The 18,966-nt window shown below is 63.4% G+C and carries 20 protein-coding genes; 9 read left to right on the top strand and 11 right to left on the bottom strand.

Annotation, left to right across the window (positions count from 1 at the left end):
* Window positions 1–45 precede the first annotated feature (45 nt).
* From NCG91_RS25775 to NCG91_RS25800, 6 genes are all read right to left on the bottom strand, one after another.
* Window positions 46–252 (bottom strand): hypothetical protein, encoded by a 207-nt coding sequence (locus tag NCG91_RS25775; protein WP_070257461.1) that lies wholly within the window; start codon window positions 250–252, stop codon window positions 46–48.
* 80 nt (window positions 253–332) lie between these two features.
* Complete coding sequence (xerD, locus tag NCG91_RS25780) at window positions 333–1,250, bottom strand: site-specific tyrosine recombinase XerD (protein WP_251351763.1); 918 nt, start codon at window positions 1,248–1,250, stop codon at window positions 333–335.
* Window positions 1,247–1,759, bottom strand: coding sequence for a methylated-DNA--[protein]-cysteine S-methyltransferase (locus tag NCG91_RS25785; RefSeq protein ID WP_251351764.1), 513 nt, complete (start codon window positions 1,757–1,759; stop codon window positions 1,247–1,249). The genes xerD and NCG91_RS25785 overlap by 4 nt, the downstream gene beginning before the upstream one ends.
* A gap of 425 nt (window positions 1,760–2,184) precedes the next feature.
* Entirely contained in the window at window positions 2,185–3,465 is a 1,281-nt protein-coding gene (locus tag NCG91_RS25790; RefSeq protein WP_099666605.1) for a TRAP transporter large permease, read from the bottom strand.
* Window positions 3,462–4,034, bottom strand: a complete 573-nt coding sequence (locus NCG91_RS25795; RefSeq protein WP_251351765.1) for a TRAP transporter small permease — start codon at window positions 4,032–4,034, stop codon at window positions 3,462–3,464. The genes NCG91_RS25790 and NCG91_RS25795 overlap by 4 nt, the downstream gene beginning before the upstream one ends.
* 123 nt (window positions 4,035–4,157) lie before the next feature.
* Window positions 4,158–5,150: a TRAP transporter substrate-binding protein gene (locus NCG91_RS25800; protein ID WP_251351784.1), complete on the bottom strand. Its 993-nt coding sequence runs from the start codon at window positions 5,148–5,150 to the stop codon at window positions 4,158–4,160.
* 145 nt (window positions 5,151–5,295) lie between these two features.
* On the opposite strand from NCG91_RS25800, the gene NCG91_RS25805 reads away from it, so the two are divergent.
* Complete coding sequence (locus NCG91_RS25805) at window positions 5,296–7,314, top strand: sensor histidine kinase (RefSeq protein ID WP_251351766.1); 2,019 nt, start codon at window positions 5,296–5,298, stop codon at window positions 7,312–7,314.
* Between the two features lie 32 nt (window positions 7,315–7,346).
* On the top strand, window positions 7,347–7,931 hold the full coding sequence (locus NCG91_RS25810; RefSeq protein WP_034780029.1) for a response regulator transcription factor: 585 nt from the start codon (window positions 7,347–7,349) through the stop codon (window positions 7,929–7,931).
* Between the two features lie 46 nt (window positions 7,932–7,977).
* On the opposite strand, the gene NCG91_RS25815 is transcribed toward NCG91_RS25810, so the two are convergent.
* Entirely contained in the window at window positions 7,978–8,805 is an 828-nt protein-coding gene (locus NCG91_RS25815; protein ID WP_251351767.1) for a siderophore-interacting protein, read from the bottom strand.
* A gap of 22 nt (window positions 8,806–8,827) precedes the next feature.
* Window positions 8,828–9,496 (bottom strand): PadR family transcriptional regulator, encoded by a 669-nt coding sequence (locus NCG91_RS25820; RefSeq protein ID WP_251351768.1) that lies wholly within the window; start codon window positions 9,494–9,496, stop codon window positions 8,828–8,830.
* Between the two features lie 146 nt (window positions 9,497–9,642).
* Here NCG91_RS25820 and NCG91_RS25825 point away from each other — a divergent pair, with 146 nt between their 5' ends.
* Window positions 9,643–9,987, top strand: a complete 345-nt coding sequence (locus tag NCG91_RS25825; RefSeq protein WP_251351769.1) for a DUF3052 family protein — start codon at window positions 9,643–9,645, stop codon at window positions 9,985–9,987.
* Between the two features lie 7 nt (window positions 9,988–9,994).
* Here the strand turns inward: NCG91_RS25825 and queG are convergent, their stop codons facing one another.
* Complete coding sequence (queG, locus tag NCG91_RS25830; protein WP_251351770.1) at window positions 9,995–11,086, bottom strand: tRNA epoxyqueuosine(34) reductase QueG; 1,092 nt, start codon at window positions 11,084–11,086, stop codon at window positions 9,995–9,997.
* Window positions 11,087–11,164: 78 nt separating this feature from the next.
* On the opposite strand from queG, the gene tsaE reads away from it, so the two are divergent.
* Genes tsaE through NCG91_RS25845 form a run of 3 tightly spaced genes read left to right on the top strand, consistent with a single transcriptional unit; the run spans window position 11,165 to window position 13,868 of the window.
* The gene (gene tsaE, locus NCG91_RS25835) at window positions 11,165–11,653 is read left to right on the top strand and encodes a tRNA (adenosine(37)-N6)-threonylcarbamoyltransferase complex ATPase subunit type 1 TsaE (protein ID WP_251351771.1); all 489 of its coding nucleotides are present in this window, start codon (window positions 11,165–11,167) and stop codon (window positions 11,651–11,653) included.
* A complete protein-coding gene (locus NCG91_RS25840; protein ID WP_211548112.1) occupies window positions 11,617–13,017 on the top strand; it encodes an N-acetylmuramoyl-L-alanine amidase in 1,401 nt (466 codons plus the stop codon). Before tsaE ends, NCG91_RS25840 begins: the two co-directional genes overlap by 37 nt.
* A 14-nt stretch (window positions 13,018–13,031) precedes the next feature.
* Entirely contained in the window at window positions 13,032–13,868 is an 837-nt protein-coding gene (locus NCG91_RS25845) for a D-hexose-6-phosphate mutarotase (protein WP_251351772.1), read from the top strand.
* Window positions 13,869–13,966: 98 nt separating this feature from the next.
* On the opposite strand, the gene NCG91_RS25850 is transcribed toward NCG91_RS25845, so the two are convergent.
* Window positions 13,967–14,866 carry a carbonic anhydrase gene (locus NCG91_RS25850; RefSeq protein WP_305055851.1) on the bottom strand — a complete coding sequence of 300 codons (900 nt, stop codon included), beginning with the start codon at window positions 14,864–14,866 and terminating at the stop codon, window positions 13,967–13,969.
* On the opposite strand from NCG91_RS25850, the gene NCG91_RS25855 reads away from it, so the two are divergent.
* Window positions 14,865–15,056, top strand: coding sequence for a hypothetical protein (locus NCG91_RS25855; protein WP_251351786.1), 192 nt, complete (start codon window positions 14,865–14,867; stop codon window positions 15,054–15,056). The two genes, NCG91_RS25850 and NCG91_RS25855, sit on opposite strands and share 2 nt — an antisense overlap.
* Before the next feature lie 99 nt (window positions 15,057–15,155).
* Here NCG91_RS25855 and NCG91_RS25860 read toward each other — a convergent pair whose 3' ends face one another.
* Window positions 15,156–15,806, bottom strand: a complete 651-nt coding sequence (locus NCG91_RS25860) for a VTT domain-containing protein (protein ID WP_071075583.1) — start codon at window positions 15,804–15,806, stop codon at window positions 15,156–15,158.
* Window positions 15,807–16,054: 248 nt separating this feature from the next.
* On the opposite strand from NCG91_RS25860, the gene NCG91_RS25865 reads away from it, so the two are divergent.
* Both NCG91_RS25865 and mutL read left to right on the top strand, forming a co-directional pair.
* Window positions 16,055–16,993: a peptidylprolyl isomerase gene (locus tag NCG91_RS25865; protein WP_099666596.1), complete on the top strand. Its 939-nt coding sequence runs from the start codon at window positions 16,055–16,057 to the stop codon at window positions 16,991–16,993.
* A 38-nt stretch (window positions 16,994–17,031) separates the two neighbouring features.
* Window positions 17,032–18,939: a DNA mismatch repair endonuclease MutL gene (mutL, locus tag NCG91_RS25870; RefSeq protein WP_251351774.1), complete on the top strand. Its 1,908-nt coding sequence runs from the start codon at window positions 17,032–17,034 to the stop codon at window positions 18,937–18,939.
* The last annotated feature ends 27 nt before the right edge of the window (window positions 18,940–18,966 follow it).

Genomic DNA, 18,966 nt, shown 5'->3' on the forward strand with positions numbered 1-18,966 from the left:
AGATACCGGCGCGGCGATGCCGCACCGGTCGTCAGGAACGGGGAGTTACTGGGGCTGGGCGGGTGCGTCGCCCTCGGCGGCCGGATCTGCATCGACGTCGGCGTCGTCCGCTTCCGGCTCATCGCCTTCGCCGCCGTCGGCCGGCTTCGGATTGTTCTTCGCTTCCAGCTTGCGTCTGGCTTTTTCCTCGGCTTTCTTCTTCTTTTCCAGCTCTTTTTGCCGTTTTTCGTATTGGAAATTTGTCTTGGCCATTTACTACCTCTTTAGTTTTTTATTGTTACAGATAAGCACATAGGGCACATTATGACGCAGTTGGAGCAAATACAAAATTTTTAGCCGCGCGGATGATGCTGCGCATGCAGCAGTTTCAGCCGTTCGCGGGCCACATGCGTGTAAATCTGCGTGGTGGAAATATCGGAGTGCCCCAGTAACAATTGCACAACACGCAAGTCCGCGCCATGGTTGAGCAAATGCGTGGCGAACGCATGGCGCAAGGTATGCGGCGACAGCGGTGCCGTGATGCCGGCGCTCAGCGCGTGTTTCTTGATGATGACCCAGAACATTTGCCGCGTCATGGCGCCGCCGCGCCGCGTGACGAACAGCGCATCGTCCATCTGCCCATCGAGGATGACGCCGCGCGCTTCCTTCAGGTAGCGCTCAATCCACAGCCGCGCCTGCTCGCCGAACGGCACCAGGCGCGTCTTGCTGCCCTTGCCCGTGATGCGCAGCACGCCATCGTTCAGGCTCAGTTCCACCGATTTCAAGTCCACCAGCTCCGACACGCGCAAGCCGCTCGCATACATGAGCTCCAGCATGGTGCGCTCGCGCAGGCCCAGCGGCGTGCTGACGTCGGGCGCCGCCAGCAAGGCTTCCACTTGCGCTTCGCTCAAGGTGTGCACGAAGCGCGCCGGCTGCTTGGCCGAGACCATCTTCAGGCACGGATCGGCCGCGATATGCTTGTGCCGCAAGGCCAGCTGGTAAAAGCGCTTGAGCACGGACAAGCGCCGGTTCGACGACGTCGCCTTGCTCTCGTCGTGGCGGGCCGCGAAATACGCGTCGATATCAGCCGTGGATACTTCGTACAGGCCCTCGCGCCCGGGCCGGTTCACTTCCAGCCAGCGCGCGAACAGACGCATGTCGCGCCGGTAGGCGTCGAGCGAGTTCTTCGACAAGCCGTCCTCCAGCCACAGGCTGTCGCAAAATTCATCGATCAGGGTAGTGTTGTCGGGCGCCAGCAGGCTGTTCATCATCGTTTGGACCATCCCATGCCCTCGACGCCTTCATGCGCCAGCAGCCAGCGCTTGACGCCCGGGTGGAAGCCCGCCGCATCGTCGTGGTGGGCAAAGCCGCCCAGGCCGCCAGCGGCCGTGACCCGGTGGCACGGTATGACCACGGGAAACCAGTTGGCGCCGCAAGCCTGGCCCACGGCGCGCGGGGCCGAGCCGATCAGACGCGCCACGTCGCCATACGTGCGCACCTGGCCGCGCGGAATGCCGGCAATCGCCGCCCATACGCGCTGCTGGTAGGCGCTGCCCGCGTCTGCCAGTGGCAGGTCGAAGACATAATCGGGATCAAGGAAATAGCGCGCCAGTTGCTGGCACGCCCGCTCGGAGACGGCATCCTGCGCATCTTTTTCCACGAAGTGCGGCGGCAAATACACCAGTTCGCATAACTGGCCCTCCTGCGCGCGCACGCCCATGGCGCCGAACGGCGCGGCCACGATGGCGCTGAACAGTTCACTGCCCTGTTGTTTTTTCATCTGCTGATCAAAGTTCAAGTGTGGCATATATACAACCTGCCGGTGCATCTGGCTGCGCCCTGGTGATTATGCACCGACTTTGGGCGTGCCGGCGGACGTTTCCCCGACACGAAAAAAAAGCGCACCAGTCGGTGCGCTTCAAATATTGCTTCACGTTCCCGGTCGTTTGGGTCCGCCGGTGCCGGCTTGTGGCCGCAGACAGCTATGACTCAACAACTTCTGTGAAACGTGTGTCTCCTCAATATATCCCCGGTATCAATACCGTTTTTATAGACCACTCCCCCACTAACCTTGTTACCAATTCTGTCTTTCAGCCTTGCTACCAGGGCGTATATGCATATACGTGTTTCCCCTTAAGGCTGCCCATCATAGCGCATTTATTCGGCCGGATCGACTTTTTTTGCACCATGACGGGGACAACTGTTTTAGTTGTAAATTAAATTTGGCAACCACAGCGAGATTTGTGGTACGTAGGTAATCAGCACCAGGAAGCCCAGCATCGTCAGCAGCCACGGCATCACGGCCACGGTCAGCTCCGAGATGCCCATCTTCGTGATGCCGGACGCCACGTACAGGTTCAGGCCCACGGGCGGATGGCACATGCCCACTTCCATGTTGACCACGATCAAGATGCCGAAGTGCACAGGGTCGATGCCCAGCTTCATGGCCACGGGGAACAGAATCGGCGCCATGATCAGCACGATGGACGACGGTTCCATGACGTTACCAGCCAACAACAGCAGCACGTTGACCACCAACAAGAAGCTGATCACGCCCAGGCCCTTGCCCGTAATCCATTCAGCCATCGCTTGCGGGATGTTTTCGCTGGTCATCAGGAACGAGAACAGCACGGCATTCGTGATGATGTACAACAGCATCGCCGACATGGCGGCCGAATCGAGCAAGACCTTGCCCACTTGCTTGATCTTCAAGTCCTTGTAGACGAAGACGGCGATGATGAAGGCGTACACGGCGGCCATGGCGGCCGCTTCCGTCGGCGTGAAGGCGCCCGAATAGATGCCGCCCATGACGATGACGATCAGCAACAAGCCCCAGGCGCTTTTCTTGAACGTCACGAAGCGCTCGCCCCAGCTGGCCTTCTGCATGCGCGGATAATTGTGCTTGCGCGCCAAGAACCACGTGGTCAGGCCCAGCAGCATGGCCAGCATCATGCCGGGAATCACACCCGCCATGAACAGTTTGCCAACGGACGTGTTGGTGCTGACGGAATACATCACCATCACGATCGATGGCGGTATCAAGATGCCCAGGGCGCCCGAGGTGGTGATGACGCCGGCGCCGAAACCGCGCGGATAGCCCTGCTTGACCATGGCCGGCAGGATGATGGAACCGATCGCCACCACGGTGGCGGGACTGGAACCGGAGACGGCGGCAAACAGCGCGCACGCCATCACGCCGGCCAGCGCCAGGCCGCCATGCCAGTGGCCCACCATGGAGCTGGCGAAGTTGATCATGCGCCGCGCCACCCCGCCATGCGTGAGGAAGTTGCCCGCCAAAATGAAGAACGGGATGGCCATGATTTCGAATTTTTCGATGCCCGTGAAAATTTTCAGGGCCACCGATTCGATGGGCACGCTGGTCATGGTAAACAGGAACGTCAGTACCGTCAGGCCCAGCGAAATGGAAATGGGCATGCCGGTCAGCATCAGCGCCAGCAGCAATACAAAGATGATCAGCGCGTTCATGCCTTGGCTCCTTTTTCTTCAGCCGTCAATTCGTCTTCCAGCCCCTCGACATGCGAATGGTCGTGTTTCGGCAAGGCGCCCGTCTTGATGAAATGCACCATCACCTGCAGGAAGCGGAAGCACATCAGGTAGGAACCCAGCGGGACGGCCAGGTAAACCAGCCACATCGGCACTTCCATGTCGGCCGACGTCTGGTCCGTGTGGCCGATCGACCACACGAAGCTGGCGCCCAGGGTGCCCACGATGCCCGTAAACAGGGCGCCGGCCCCCAGGCCGAAGACGATGAAACGGTCGCGCCAGCGGGGATTCATGCGGTTGATCAAGACGTCGACGCCCACGTGGATGCCCGTGCGCACGCCGTACGCGGCGCCGAACTTGGCCATCCAGACGAACATGTAGATGCACAGTTCCTGGGCCCAGCTGGTATTGATTTGAATCAGGAAGTCTTGCACGACCGGTATCGGCAAGCCGGCCAGATAGCGGTGCACGACCGCGACGAAGATGATGAAGGTGGCCGCGCCCATCAGGGTCGCGATCAGCCACTCTTCCAGGTGATCCAGAAATTTCATGGTGGACTTTCAAAGAATGCGGGTACACGCACTCCCGCGCAGGACGCGCAGGAGTCGTTCCAACGGACTGGCAGGGTGCCCTGCCTGCCGCGCCAGGCGGCGCGGCGCGCTACAGCCTGCGGCTTACTTCGCGCTTTCCTTGTTGATGGCCGAGATCAGATCTTTGCCGATGCGCGCTTCCATGGCCTTCTGCACGGGCGCCAGCGCCTTGCGCCACTCGGCCTGCTCCTGCACCGTCAGGGTATAGATCTGCGTCCTGCCCGCCTTCTTGATGGCGTCGAGGGCCTGGTCATTGTCGCGCTGGGCGATGGCTTTTTCAAACGTGGTCGCCTCGCGCATGGCTTTTTCCAGCTGGCCGCGGATTTCGGGCGGCAAGCCATCCCAGAATTTCTTGTTGACGATGACGGCATAGCCCAGGTAACCGTGGTTCGACACGGTCACGTGCTTTTGCACTTCATGCATCTTTTGCGTGTACATATTCGATGGCGGATTTTCCGTACCGTCGACCACGCCCGTCTGCAGCGCCTGATACACTTCCGAGAAGGCCAGCACCTGCGGGTTGGCGCCTAGCGCGCGCATCTGCGCGTCGAGCACCTTGGACGACTGGATGCGCATTTTCAGGCCCTTGAAATCGGCCGGCGTATGCAGCGGCTTGTTGGCCGACATCACCTTGAAGCCGTTATCCCAGTAGGCCAGGCCCGTGATACCCTTGGGTTCCAGTTTCTTCAGCAGGCTCTTGCCGATTTCGCCTTCGGTGACGTTGTACAGCGCCGTCTTGGTGGGGAAGATGTAGGGCAGGTCGAACGCTTCGAATTCCTTTACGCCCAGGGGGCCGAACTTGGCCAGCGACGGCGCCAGCATCTGCACGGCGCCCAGCTGCAGGGCTTCGAGTTCTTCCTTGTCCTTGTACAGCTGGCTGTTCGGGTAGAGTTCGACCTTGACCTTGCCATTCGTGGCTTTTTCGGCCAACTGCTTGAAGCGCTCGGCGGCCTGGCCTTTCGGCGTATCGGTGGCCACGACGTGGCTGAATTTGATGACGATGGGCGCTTGCGCGTAGGCGTGGACGCCGGCGGTGGCGCCGATGGCGGCGCACAGCGCGACGAACAGGGTTTTCATTGGCGGCAGTTGCATTTTTGTCTCCTGAGTGGTTTTTTAAAAAACTTTATTTTTTGTCTACTTGGATATTGTGCCAAAGAAACTACTCCGGCTATTGTGGTTAACCACAATAGCCGGCTCCCGATAAGCCGCTACCCTGCCAGCCATGCCGACTTCCCCCACCTTTGCGCGCCGCTTCAAGCTATCGAGCCCGATGCGCTGGCTGCTGCCCGTCATCCTGCTGCTGCTGTTCCTGTCCATCCTGTTCTGGCTGCCCTGGCAGGCGCGCCAAATGGAAAGCAACGAGCGCCAGGAGCAGCTGATCGCCGACACACTGTGGGTCGAGCAAACCATCCGCTTCCAGCTGGCGCGCAACGAGGAAAGCCTGTTCAACCTGGGCGTGGACATCGCCAGCGCCTCGCTGGGCGCAGAAAAAGTGCACGAACGGCTGCAGCAGATGTTGCGCAATGGCCGCGAATTGCAGCGCGTGCTGTGGCTCGACACCAGCGGCAAGGTGCTGGCGACCAGCGACAACAGCCTGCCGCATGCGTTGTCGTTTTCGCCAGCCTCGCTGACGGCGGCCGACAATGCGCGCCGCCTGCACCGGGGCCAATATGCCCAGCCTTCGCAGCAAAGCGGCTTTCCCGACGCGCCGCCGGGCGCCATGCTGATGGATTACCACCAGCCCCTGTTCGACGGCCAGCGCTATGTCGGCAGCCTGGTGGCCACCTACCAGATCAGCAGCCTGCTCGATGAAATGGTGCCGTGGTGGTTCGCCCAGGACAACCAGATTTCGCTGATCGACCGCGACGACAAGGTGCTGGCGCGGCGCGCCGCCGCCGGGCCTGGCCACGGCGTGTACACGCACAAGCGCGCGCTCGACGTGCCCGGCGCCACCATCACCCTGTTTACCGACAGCGTGAAAAGCCAGCCCAAGCTGCTGCCCAATCTGCTGGTCGGCTCCGTCATCGCCCTGTCGCTGGGGCTGCTGTGGAGCTTGCTGGCCCTGTGGCGGCACATCTCGCGCCGCCTGGTGGCCGAAGGCGCGCTGCGCCAGCAGATGCTGTTTCGCACGGCGATGGAAAACTCGCTGGTGACGGGCATGCGCGCACGCGACCTGGAAGGCCGCGTCACGTACGTCAATCCCGCGTTCTGCCAGATCGTCGGCTATCCGCCCGAGGAAATCCTGGGGCGTCTGCCGCCCATGCCCTACTGGGTGCCCGAGGCGCTGGAGGAATACCAGCAGCGCTTCGTCAAGGCCCTGGCTGGCAATCCCACGCCGCAGTTCGAAACCTATTTCCAGCGGCCCGACGGCACGCGCGTGGCCGTGCTGATCTTCGAAGCGCCGCTGGTGGACAAGAACGGCCAGCAGACGGGCTGGATGGGGTCCGTGCTCGACATCTCGGACCGCAAGCGGGTCGAGGAATTGAATCGCCAGCAGCAGGAAAAACTGCAAACGAGCTCGCGCCTGGCCACCATGGGCGAGCTGGCGTCGATGCTGGCGCATGAATTAAATCAGCCGCTGGCGGCCATTTCCAGCTACACGACGGGCGCGCTGAACCTGATCCGCCGCGCCATCGAGCATGACGCCCCCGTCGATCCGGGCACCCTGAAGCCGGCGCTGGAACAGGCCAGCGCGCAGGCGCAGCGGGCCGGCCAGATCATCCGCAGCGTGCACGATTTCGTGCGCAAGAGCGAGCCGCAACGCCAGGATATCGCCATCCGCACCCTGATCGACGGCATCCGCGCGCTGATCGACCTGCAGGCGCGCAAATACTATGTCACCATCCAGGAAGAACTGCCGCCGGACCTGCCGCTGCTGCGCGCCGATCCCGTGATGATCGAGCAAGTGCTGCTGAACCTGACGCGCAACGCCATCGAGGCCATGCAGGATGCGGCGCCGGGACGGCGTATCATGCGCCTGCGGGCCAGCCACGACGCGCAGCAAGGCATGGTGACAGTGGACGTGATCGACCATGGCCACGGCATCCCGCAGGACGTGGCCGAACGGCTGTTTTCGCCGTTTTTCTCGACCAAGTCCGAAGGCATGGGTATGGGCCTGAACATCTGCCGCACCGCCATCGAATTTCACGGCGGCGCGCTGACCTTCGGCGCCAACCCCGCTGGCGGTACGATCTTTACATTCAGCGTGCCGGCCGCGCCGCGCGCGCCGCACTCGCCTTAACGAATAACGCATAACGACAATCCGGAGACACCATGCTGCACATCATTGACGACGAAGAGGTCGTACGCGACTCCCTGTCCTGGCTGGCCGCCTCGCGCAGCATTGAGGCGCGCAACTACGCCAGCGCCCAGCAATTTCTCGATAGCCTGGACGGCAGCTTCGACGCCGCCGGCGACTGCGTGCTGCTCGACGTGCGCATGCCCGACATGAACGGCATCGCCCTGTTCGACCAGCTGGTCAAGCGCGACCTGACGGCGCGCCTGCCTGTGATTTTCCTCACCGGTCACGGCGACGTGCCGATGGCCGTCGACAGCCTGAAACGGGGCGCCTTCGATTTCTTTGAAAAGCCGTTCAACGACAACGACCTGATGGATCGCGTGCAGCAGGGACTGGCCAACTCGCGCCAGGCGGGCGAACTGGCCGCCGTGCACGCGCGCCTGGCCACCCTGTCGACGCGCGAACGCGAAGTGCTGGACCTGATTTTGGCGGGGAAGATGAACAAGGTGGTGGCCGACAAACTGGGCATCAGCATGCGCACCGTGGAAGTCCACCGCGCGCATATCTTCGACAAGATGCAGGTCAAGACGGCGGTGGAGCTTGCGGGGTTGTTGAAGTAGACTGAAATCCGGGGTCAGACCCCGGATCGAGGTTTCAAGTATCTAATCAGTCATCGTGATGCTCATGGTGCTCTTCCACGCCATGCTTCCAGTAGCTGGCCACGTGCAGATGCTGCTTCGGCACCCCGGCGTCGATGAAATGCCCGCGCAGGCCCTGCACCTGCGCATGCTCGCACGCCACCCACACATAGCCATCGCCATCCTGCGGCAAGGCGACCTGCGCCAATTCCTCCAGCAGCAGCGGTCCCTTGCGGCCATGACGCGCCACCCAGCGCACATCCAGCTGCGCCGCGCACTCCAACGCGATCTGTTCGCCGTCTTCGACGATCTCGATCACGGCCGTCGCGCGCGCCGTGGCCGGCAGCTGCTCCAGGCGGCGGGCAATGGCCGGCAAGGCCGTCTGGTCGCCCACCAGCACATACCAGTCGAAATCAAGCGGCACCAGCATCGAGCCGCGCGGTCCGCCCACGCCCAGAGTCTGGCCGGGTGCAGCTTGCGCCGCCCAGCTGGCCGCGGGGCCGTCGCCATGCAGCACGAAGTCGATTTCCAGCTCGCGCCGCGCGGCGTCGTAGCGGCGCGGCGTGTAGTTGCGGGCGATGGGACGCGCGCCTTCCGCGTACTGGATGGGATTCGCGCCATTGCCCAGCACGGGAAACACGGGCACCGTTTCGCCGGGAGCGGGGAAGAACAGCTTCACGTGGTCGTCGTGCGCCGGCGAGACAAAGCCGTCCAGGTCGTCGCCGGCCAGGGTGATGCGGCGCATGTACGGCGTCAACTGCTCGGTGCGCACGACGGTGAGCACGCGCAGTTTCAAGTCGTGGCGCATGCGCTCGATGGCGTGCGGGCGGGGTGCTGCAAGTGATGCAGTAGTCATTGCTTATCCTTGTAAAGTAGGCTCAGTGGCCGTCGACGATGGCGTTAGCCGCCTGTTCCAGCACGGCCGAGACGCGCTCGGCTTCCGCTTCGCTCCAGTTGGTCTTGTTCAGCAACAGCGCATGCTTGAGGGTGTGCATGGCCTGGCGCACGCGCTCGGGCAAGGCGTTGCGCGCCTGGACGCGGGCAAACATGTCGAGGCGCGCCAGGATGCCATCGACCTGCGCACGGTTCTCGTCGAGGTAAGCGCGGCCCAGGTCCGTGATCGTGTAGAGCTTTTTGCCGCTGGCGCTTTCGGAGGACGTCACGTGGTCCTGCTCTTCCAGCAGGGTCAGGGTCGGATACACGGCGCCTGGGCTGGGGGCATAGGCGCCGCCGCAACGCTCTTCGATGGCCTTGATGATTTCATAACCGTGGCGGGGGCTGATTTCGATCAGCGCCAGCACGATCAGCGGCAGGTCGCCGCGGCCAAAGACGCGCTCGGCCCGTTCGCCGCGCCCGCCCCTGCCACCGGGGCCGCCAGGGCCCATGCCGTCGCCGCGCTCGTCGAAGCCGCGCGGACCGCGGCCGTGCATGGCGTATTCACTGCGGTGCTCGTGGCGATGTTCGCCATGGTGATGCTGCTGGCCGCAATGGCCGTGATGATGGTGATGACCGTGATGGCCGTGTTCTGCGTGGTGTGAGTTTCTCATGTTTTCTCTTTAAAGATATATCGTTAGTAGGTATCGCTATTTTATAACGATATATCGATAAGTCAAGGAGAAATTTGTTATGCTCGTCTTTCTTCAATCGACACGTCCCTGCCATGCCTGACAAAACCGCCGCTGACAAAATGTATGTGAAAAATGCCAAAGCCCTGGCCGTGCTCAATGACGGCGGCGAGCACGATGCCCTGCTGGCGCAACTGCCGGCCGAGCGGCGGGTGAGTGAAGGAGAAGGCGCCGACTGGATCGTGCTGTTCGCGCGCAGCCGCGCGGAACTGGAACAGTTCCTGCCGGTGGCGCAGGCGCGCCTGGCGCACGGTGGTGCGGTCTGGGTGGCGTACCGCAAGGGTGGCGTGAGAGCGTGCAGCGACATCCACCGCGACGATATCCGCAATTTTGCGCAAACCATGGGACTCGACAGCGTGGCGATGATCGCCATCGACGCAAACTGGTCGGCGCTGCGCCTGAAGCAGGCTTGATAGGGGGTTAAACGACGCCGTGCAAGGCCAGCGCCCACTCGACGTGCTCCCGCACGATGGCCGACGGGTGCTCGCGGCGCGACAGCAGGGCCGCGACGATGTCGGCCTGGCCCCGGGCCTTGGCGGCCGCGTTGCCCATGCCGACGGCCAGGTTGCGCAGCCAGCGTTCGTGGCCGATGCGGCGAATCGCGCTGCCTTCCATGCGGCGGTTGAATTCTTCTTCCGTCCAGGCGAACAGCTCCACCATGCCGGCGCTGCCCAGGCTGTGGCGCTCGTCGAAGTCGGGCACGACGGCGCGCTGGGCGAACTTGTTCCACGGGCAGACGGTCTGGCAATCGTCGCAGCCGTACACCTTGTTGCCGATCAAAGGCCGCATCTCCACGGGAATGGCGCCCTTCAATTCGATGGTCAGGTAGGAGATGCAGCGGCGCGCGTCGAGCTTGTGCGGCCCCAGGATGGCTTGCGTCGGGCACACCGTGATGCATGCCGAGCACTGGCCGCAGCGCGGCGTTTCCGGCGGGTCGACCGGCAGCGGCACGTCGATGAGGATCTCGCCAAGGAAAAAGAAGGAGCCGCCCTGGCGGTTGATCAGCAAGGTGTGCTTGCCGCGCCAACCCAAGCCGCCCTTTTGCGCCAGCTCGACTTCCATCACGGGCGCCGAATCGCTGAAGACGCGGTAGCCGAAGTCGCCGATTTCGCCCTTGATGCGCTCGGCCAGCTGCTGCAGGCGCGAACGCATCACCTTGTGGTAGTCGCGGCCCCGCGCATACACGGAGATCACGGCCGCCGCGGGATCGGCGTCGCGCGCCGCCTCGCGTTCGCGCCAGCCGGGCCCCAGCGCCGGCGGCAAATAATTCATGCGCGCGCTGATGGCGCGCACCGTGCCCGGCACCAGTTCGGCCGGGCGGGCGCGCTTCATGCCGTGGCTGGCCATGTAATCCATTTCGCCGTGATACCCTGCATCGAGCCAGGCTTGCAAGGGCGCTTCCATGTGCGACAGGTCCACGTCGGCGATGCGCACCTCGGCAAAACCCAGCTCGCGCCCCCATTCTTTAATGGTGCGCGCCAAGGCGGCGAGATCGGTGACGGTGGCGGACATAGGGGACTTTACGGAAAACGGCAGGGGCGCGGGCGGTTACAATGACAGCAGCCTCCATTTTATGCGATACAGAAGATAATGACCGAACACTTCAAAGCCCACCTCCACGACGAAGCCGGCACCGCCGCGCTGGGTGCCGCGCTGGCGCGCGCGCTGGCGCCGGGCCTGGCGATCTACCTGCACGGCGACCTGGGCGCCGGCAAGACGGCCCTCACGCGCGCGCTGCTGCACGCGGCCGGCCATGCTGGACACGTGAAAAGCCCCACCTACACCTTGTCCGAACCGTACACGGTGCAGCTCGATGGCCAGAGCGTCAACGTCATCCACTTCGACCTGTACCGCATGGGCAGCGCCGAGGAATTCCTCGACGCCGGTTTTCGCGAAGACTTCGACGGCCGCAATATCTGCATCGTCGAATGGCCGGAGAAAGCCGAACCGGTGCTGCCGCCGGCGGACCTGAATATTTATTTGAACGTTACGGGTACAGGACGTGATGTAGAATTGCAAGCGTCTTCTGAATTGGGTCTGTCATGCCTTCACCGTCTCAAATTCGCCCCGAACCTTTGATCTCCTCGCCCATCACCCGGCGCACGGTGCTCAAGGCCGGCGGCACCCTGCTGTTGTCCGTGTTCGCGCCCATGTCGGCGATGGCGGCGCAAATTCTCGCCGTGCGCGTCTGGCCGGCCGAGGACTACACCCGCGTCACCCTGGAAAACGACAGCATCCTCAAGGCGACCCACTTCATCGTCAAGGATCCGGAACGGCTGGTGGTCGACATCGAAGGCCTGGAACTCAATCCCACCCTGAAGGGCCTGGTGGCGAAGATCCAGTCGAACGACCCGTATATCAAGCAGGTGCGCGTGGGCCAGAACCGGCCCAACGTCGTGCGCCTGGTGTTCGACCTGAAGGAAGAAGTCACGCCGCAGCTGTTTACCCTGCCGCCGGCCGGCTCCTACAACCACCGTTTGATCTTCGACCTGTATCCCGTGCGCGAGCCGGACCTGATCGCGCAGATGATCGAAAAGGGCGACTGGTCGAGCGACCCGGCCAAGCCGCCCATGGCCGGCACGCATACGCCGCCGCCCGCGCTGCCCCTGCCCGAAAGCGGCAAGCCGCCCGTGGCCGCCGTGGCGCCGCCGGTAGCGCCCATCGTGCCGCCCGTACCCGATATCCGTCCGGAACAGCGCCCCGAAGCGCGCCCGCTGCCGGGCCAGAAAGTGGTGCGTATGATTACCATCGCGCTCGATCCCGGCCACGGCGGCGAAGACCCGGGCGCCATGGGCAGCCGGGGCAGCCGCGAAAAAGACGTGGTACTGGCCATCGCCAAGCGCCTCAAGACCAAGCTGGAACTGCAGCCCAACATGCGCGTCATGCTCACGCGCGACGCCGACTTCTTTGTCCCGCTGGGCATGCGCGTGGAAAAGGCGCGCAAGGTGCAGGCCGACCTGTTCGTCTCCATCCACGCCGACGCCTTCATCCAGCCGACGGCGCGTGGCTCGTCCGTGTTCGTGCTGTCCGAAAAGGGCGCCACCTCGACGGCCGCGCGCTGGCTGGCCAACAAGGAAAACCAGGCCGACCTGATCGGCGGCGTCAACGTGAAGAACCACGACAAGCAGCTGGCCAGCGTGCTGCTCGACCTGTCGACGACGGCGCAGATCAATGACAGCATGAAGCTGGGCAAGGCCGTGCTGCGCGAAATCGGCGGCATCAACCGCCTGCACAAGGGTTCCGTCGAGCAGGCCGGCTTCGCCGTGCTGAAGGCGCCCGACATTCCCTCCATCCTGATCGAGACGGCGTTCATCTCGAACCCGGAAGAAGAAGCCAAGCTGACCGACAACGGCTACCAGGACCAGATGGCCGACGCCATCGTCACGGGCATCAAGAATTACTTTGCCAAGAATCCGCCGCTGGCGAAAAGCCGCCTGACCTGACATGAAAGCCTAGCATGAGCAACAGCACTTTTGGCCTGCTGCCGGCCGTGACCATCCGCGCCGCCGACGGTGCGCAGGCGACCGTCACCCTGTACGGCGGCCACCTGGTCTCGTGGCGGAGCAGCGATGGCCAGGAGCGCCTGTTCTGCAGCCGTGCATCGAGCCTCGATGGCAGCCGCGCCATCCGTGGCGGCGTGCCCGTGATCTTCCCCCAGTTCGGCGCGCGCGGCACGGGCATGCGCCACGGCTTTGCGCGCGTGGCGACGTGGCAGCTGGAATCGACGGGCGACGCCGATGGCGCAGCCTGGGCGCAATTTGTCCTGACCCAGGCTGACTTGCCGGAAGCGATCGCCGCCGCCTGGCCTTATGCCTTCACCCTGCACCTGCGCGTGGCCGTCAAGGCGCAATCGCTGGAACTGCACCTGTCCGTGCACAACACGGGCGAACAGGCGTTTCCGTTCTCGGCCGCCCTGCACAGCTATTTTGCGATTGATCAATTGAGCGAGGCGCGCATTGGCGGCCTGCAACGCGTGCGCTATTCGGACGAGACGCCGCAAGACGCCTTGCAGGCGGAAGAGGTGCTGCAATTCGAGGACAAGCTGGACCGCATCTACTACCAGTTGCCGGGCGCCTTGAGCCTGCAATCCGGCAGCCATACCCTGCGCCTGGAACAGCAGGGCTTTACGGATGCCGTCGTGTGGAACCCCGGTGCGCAAGACGCGGCCGCCCTGTCCGACCTGGCCGACGACGAGTACCAGCGCTTCCTCTGTATCGAGCCAGCGCTGATCCAGCCCGATCTGCTGGCTGCCGGCGCCGAATGGACCGGCCGCCAGCGCCTTGAATTTACATAAGAGTGACTGAAAAAGTCCAGGGCTAGGCGCCTCGCCGAAGGCAGTACGCATGTACGACGAGGCGGGGTAACAACGCCATGGGCTTTTCGCAGGCGCTCTTAATTCGACTCCTTGATGATGCGGCCGTTGGCAGGCTGAATCGGGCGCGCATTCAAGGGATACAAACGGCTGAACAGCGCCATCTGCGCCGGCGAAGCCTGCACCGGCTGCTTCATCACCATCCACAACACGCCTTCGCTGCAAGGCGGCTCCGTCATCGACCCCATGTAGGTGTAGTAATCGCGCCGCGTCGGCAGCATCTCGGCCGGGTCGAGCAGGATGGTCGGCTGCATGGTCTCGAATTTTTCCAGCGGCAGATTGTTCCACACGGTCTGGATGGTCGCCTGCGGCGCGCCCCGTTCCAGCAGCAGCGCCAGCACGGCTTGCCGGCCTTCCGCATCGCGGTGCACCAGGTGCACCACCATCTCGAATGCCTTGCCATTGATGCGCTCTTCGGACGGACGATGGAAATGGAATTGCTGCAGCTCGAACATGCGGTTCTGCACCGTGATGTAATTGCCGCCGCTGACGCCCACCTGCACCGTGTGGCCATTGTCGACCACATTGAACGACGACGGGTGGTAGTCAAAGCTGATCTGCTCGAGTTCCACCTTCATGCCATCGCGGATGTCGATCGGCGACTGGCGGTTGCCATTGCCGCACTTGGCCCAGTCGACATTGATCTTGCTCCAGTTGGACGGGCCGCTGTCGCCCTCGTACGACCAGTGCGTACCGCGCGGCACGGGTGGCGGTGGCGGCGGCGCGGCCTTCACCACGGCGGCGCGCTTGGCGCGGGCGGCGGCGCGGGCCGCCTGGGTGGCGCGCATTTCCGCCAGGCGCGCCGCGATGCGTTCGGACAGGTCGACTTCGGCCGCTTCTTCCTTCTCGCGCGCCGTCGGCGCGACGACGACAGGCGCCTTGGCCTCCTTGCCCTTCACCGATTCGGTCAGGGTTTTCATGGCGGCCGCACGCGCCGACGCCGACATGGGCGCGGATGCAGCGGCGCTCGCCGAAGCGGGGGCATCTTTGGCGCTTGCCATGGCCGCCATCGCGGCAAGGCTGCAAGCTAACAGGGCGCTCAAATGTCGCATGGAAATCCAGAAAGTGAGAATACCCTCTGGTTTACGGCTGGAAAGCAACAAAACTTGAATCAGGGCGGGAGTAAAACAGAAACAAGACAGCGAAAAACGGGATCCGGGGCCGGCTGCGGGCTGTGCCGCAGCGCACTGGCCCCGGATCCATGCGGCCTTACGCCGACTTGCCGACCATACGCTTGTAGAGTTTCCACATGCCGCCCAGTACCACCGGCACGACGGCGGCGCCGACTCCGATCAGCACGATCAAGGTCAGGTGGTCGCGGATCCATGGGATATTGCCGAAGAAGTAACCGGCCGTCACCAGACCGACCACCCACAACAGGGCGCCCGTCACGTTGTACATCTGGAAGCGCGCATGCGTCATGTCGGAAATGCCGGCCACGAACGGCGCGAAGGTGCGCACCACCGGCACGAAACGGGCCAGGATGATGGTCTTGCCGCCGTGCTTTTCAAAGAATTCATGCGTGCGGCGCATGGCATCCTTGTTGATCCAGCGGTAATCGTGGGTAAACACCCTTTGCCCGATTGCCTCGCCTATCCAGTAATTGAGCGTGTTGCCCGTGACGGCGGCCGTCACCAGCAAGGCTATCAGCAAGCCCAAGTGCATCTGTCCCGTCGCGCAAAACGCGCCGGCGATAAACAATAAGGTATCCCCAGGGAAGAAAAACAGCACCACGAGGCCTGTCTCGCAAAAAATAATGGCAAACAGCACCGCATACACGAGGGTACCGTACTGCTCGATCAAGAGACCCAGCGTCTTGTCGACATGCACGATCATGTCGAGGAATTGCACAAAATCCATATATTTTTCCCTAAAGGTAGCGGCGGAATCATACACCACCCGGCCAGCGCAACGGCAGTCCCCGGGCCGATATTTCGTGATTAATTCGGCAGCGCCCGTGGCGGCGTGGCATTTTAAGTAAAGGTTAAGGAAACGCCTTATCGGCAGGCAACTGCCAGGATTGCCATATGCAATGTTTTTCCAACGAAATATTGGCATTCCGGTATACACTTTCTGCACGGCGCAACCCGCGCCGACCAGGAGAAAACATGTATCGACACCCACTGAGCGGCCTGACCATGGCCACCGTACTGGGCCTTGCACATCTGACTGCCCACGCGGCGCCCGTCCAGATCAAGGCGCCCGCCGAACTGCCCGCCAAGGCGACCTTGGCCGACGTGATCAAGGCTTCGAAGCCGTCCGACTGGCGTGCGCTGGACCCGGACAACACCCTGTACCTGGACATTCCCGCCGGCCGCGTGGTGATCGAACTGGCGCCGGACTTCGCGCCGAAACACGTGGCCAACATCAAGGCCCTGGTGGCCGAGCAGTATTACGACGGCCTGGCCATCACGCGCGCGCAGGACAACTGGGTGGCGCAGTGGGGCGATCCGAACGAGAAAAATCCAAAACCGATCCAGCATGCCCAGCGTACCCTGCCCGGCGAATTTACGGTACCTTTGACAAACGTCAAGAGCTTCACGCGCCTGCCGGACGTCGATGGCTATGCGCCGCAGGTCGGCCATTCGAACGGTTTCCCGTCCGCGCGCGATCCGAAAACCGGCACGGCCTGGCTCACGCATTGCTATGCCACCGTGGGCGTGGGGCGCGACAGCGCCAGCGACAGCGGCGGCGGCACGGAGCTGTACGCCGTCATCGGCCAGTCGCCGCGCCACCTGGACCGCGACATCACCGTCGTCGGCAGAGTCGTCTCCGGCATGCCCTTACTGTCGACCCTGCCGCGCGGCACGGGCCCCATGGGCTTTTATGACAGCCCCGAGAAAAACGTGCCGATCAAGGCCATCCGCCTGGCTGCCAGCGTGCCTTTGGCGCAGCGCAGCAACCTGGAAGTGATGCGCACCGACAGCGCCGCCTACCAGGCCGTGCTGGAAGCCCAGCGCCACCGCGGCGGCCCGTGGAGCAAGGTCACGGCCGGCCATGTCGACGTGTGCAATGCGCCGATACCGGTGCGGGAGGTGGCGAAGTAGCCGGTGCCCGGCAATTCGCAACCCGTTATAATCAGGGAATGAACGCTCCCATCACGCCCCACCGCCCGATCCAGGCCCTGCCTGACCAGTTGATTTCGCAAATCGCCGCCGGCGAGGTGGTCGAACGGCCATCCGCCGTCGTCAAGGAGTTGCTGGAAAACGCGCTCGACTCGGGCGCCACGCAGATCACGGTGCGGCTGGAAGAAGGGGGCGTGAAACGCATCGCGATTACCGATAACGGGCGCGGCATTGATAAAGATCAGCTGCCGTTGGCCTTGGCACGCCACGCCACGTCGAAGATCGCGTCCCTGCACGACCTGGAAAACGTGGGTACCCTGGGCTTTCGCGGCGAAGCGCTGGCCTCGATCGCTTCGGTCGCCGCCGTCACCGTGACGTCGCGCACGGCCGACGCGGCCCACGCGTGGGAAATCGTCGGCTCGCACAATGGCAGCGTCTCGCCGTCGTCAGGCGCGCACGGCACCACGGTCGACGTGCAAGACCTGTATTTCAACACGCCCGCGCGGCGCAAATTCCTCAAATCGGAACAGACGGAGTATGGCCACTGCGCCGAAGTCGTGCGCCGCATCGCCCTGGCGCGGCCGGACGTATCGTTCTCGCTGTCGCACAACGGCCGCACCATCGACCAGTGGAATATCAGCGAACTGGCCAAGCGCAGCGCCCACATCCTTGGCAATGACTTCGCCGAAGCCCGCCTGGCGCTGGACGAATCGGCCGGCACCTTGCGCATCCACGGCTTTGCCGGCTTGCCGACGGCGTCCAAGGCGCGCGCCGATGGCCAGTTCTTTTATGTCAACGGGCGCTTCGTGCGCGACAAGCTGCTGGTGCACGCCGTGCGCATGGCCTACCAGGACGTGCTGCATGGCGACCGTTTTCCCTCCTACGTGCTGGCGCTCGACCTCGACCCGGCGCTGGTCGACGTCAACGTGCACCCGTCAAAGATCGAAGTGCGCTTCCGCGACAGCCGCTCCGTGCACCAATTCGTCTTCCACGCCGTGCAGCGCGCGCTGGCGCAAACGTCGGCCACGGCCTTCGGCAGCGTGCCGGCGCCCCTGCCGGCCGCCTCCAGCCTCGGCGGTGATACCGCGGGCGCGGGTTTGGGTGGACCTGGCATCTGGCGCCGCGAACAGACGCAAACCTCGTTCGGCGCGCAGTTTACAAATACCTTCGCGCCCGCCTCGCCCGGCGCTGCCCGCCCCTTCTTTGCCGACGCACCAGGCGTGGCGCAAGACACAGCGTCGTATGGCGCCCTGTTCGGCGGCGGCGCTGCCAGTTCTCCCATCACGCAGGCGGAGCCCTACATCGCCTCGCCCGAAGCGATGGCGCGCGAAGAATATCCGCTGGGTTTTGCCCTGGCCCAGCTGCACGGCATTTATATATTGGCGCAAAATACCAAGGGCCTGGTGCTGGTCGACATGCACGCCGCGCACGAGCGCATCCTCTATGAACAGCTGAAAAACGCGCTGCAGGCGCAAGTCTCGGGCCAGGACATGCAGGTGCAATCCTTGCTGATCCCCGTGACGTTTTATGCGGACGCCATCGAAGTGTCGACGGCGAATGAAAACCAGGACACCTTGAAGGCGCTGGGCTTCGACATCGCCGCCCTGTCGCCCACCACCCTGGCCGTGCGCTCCGTGCCGACGCTGCTGAAAAACGCCGATGCGCAAACGCTGGCGCGCGACGTGCTGCGCGACGTGCGCGAATACGGCGGCTCGCGCGTGTTGATCGAGCGCCAGAATGAATTGCTGGGCACCCTGGCCTGCCACACGGCCGTGCGCGCCAACCGGATTTTATCGGTACAGGAAATGAATGCCCTGCTGCGCCAGATGGAAAGCACGGAACGCGCAGACCAGTGCAACCATGGCCGGCCGACGTGGGTGCAGGTCGAGATCAACGCGCTAGATAAACTGTTCCTGCGCGGCCAATAAAAGAGCCTGAAAAACGTCCATGGCGGC

The organism is Janthinobacterium kumbetense, from assembly GCF_023703445.1.
Classification (GTDB): Bacteria; Pseudomonadota; Gammaproteobacteria; order Burkholderiales; family Burkholderiaceae_D; genus Janthinobacterium; species Janthinobacterium kumbetense.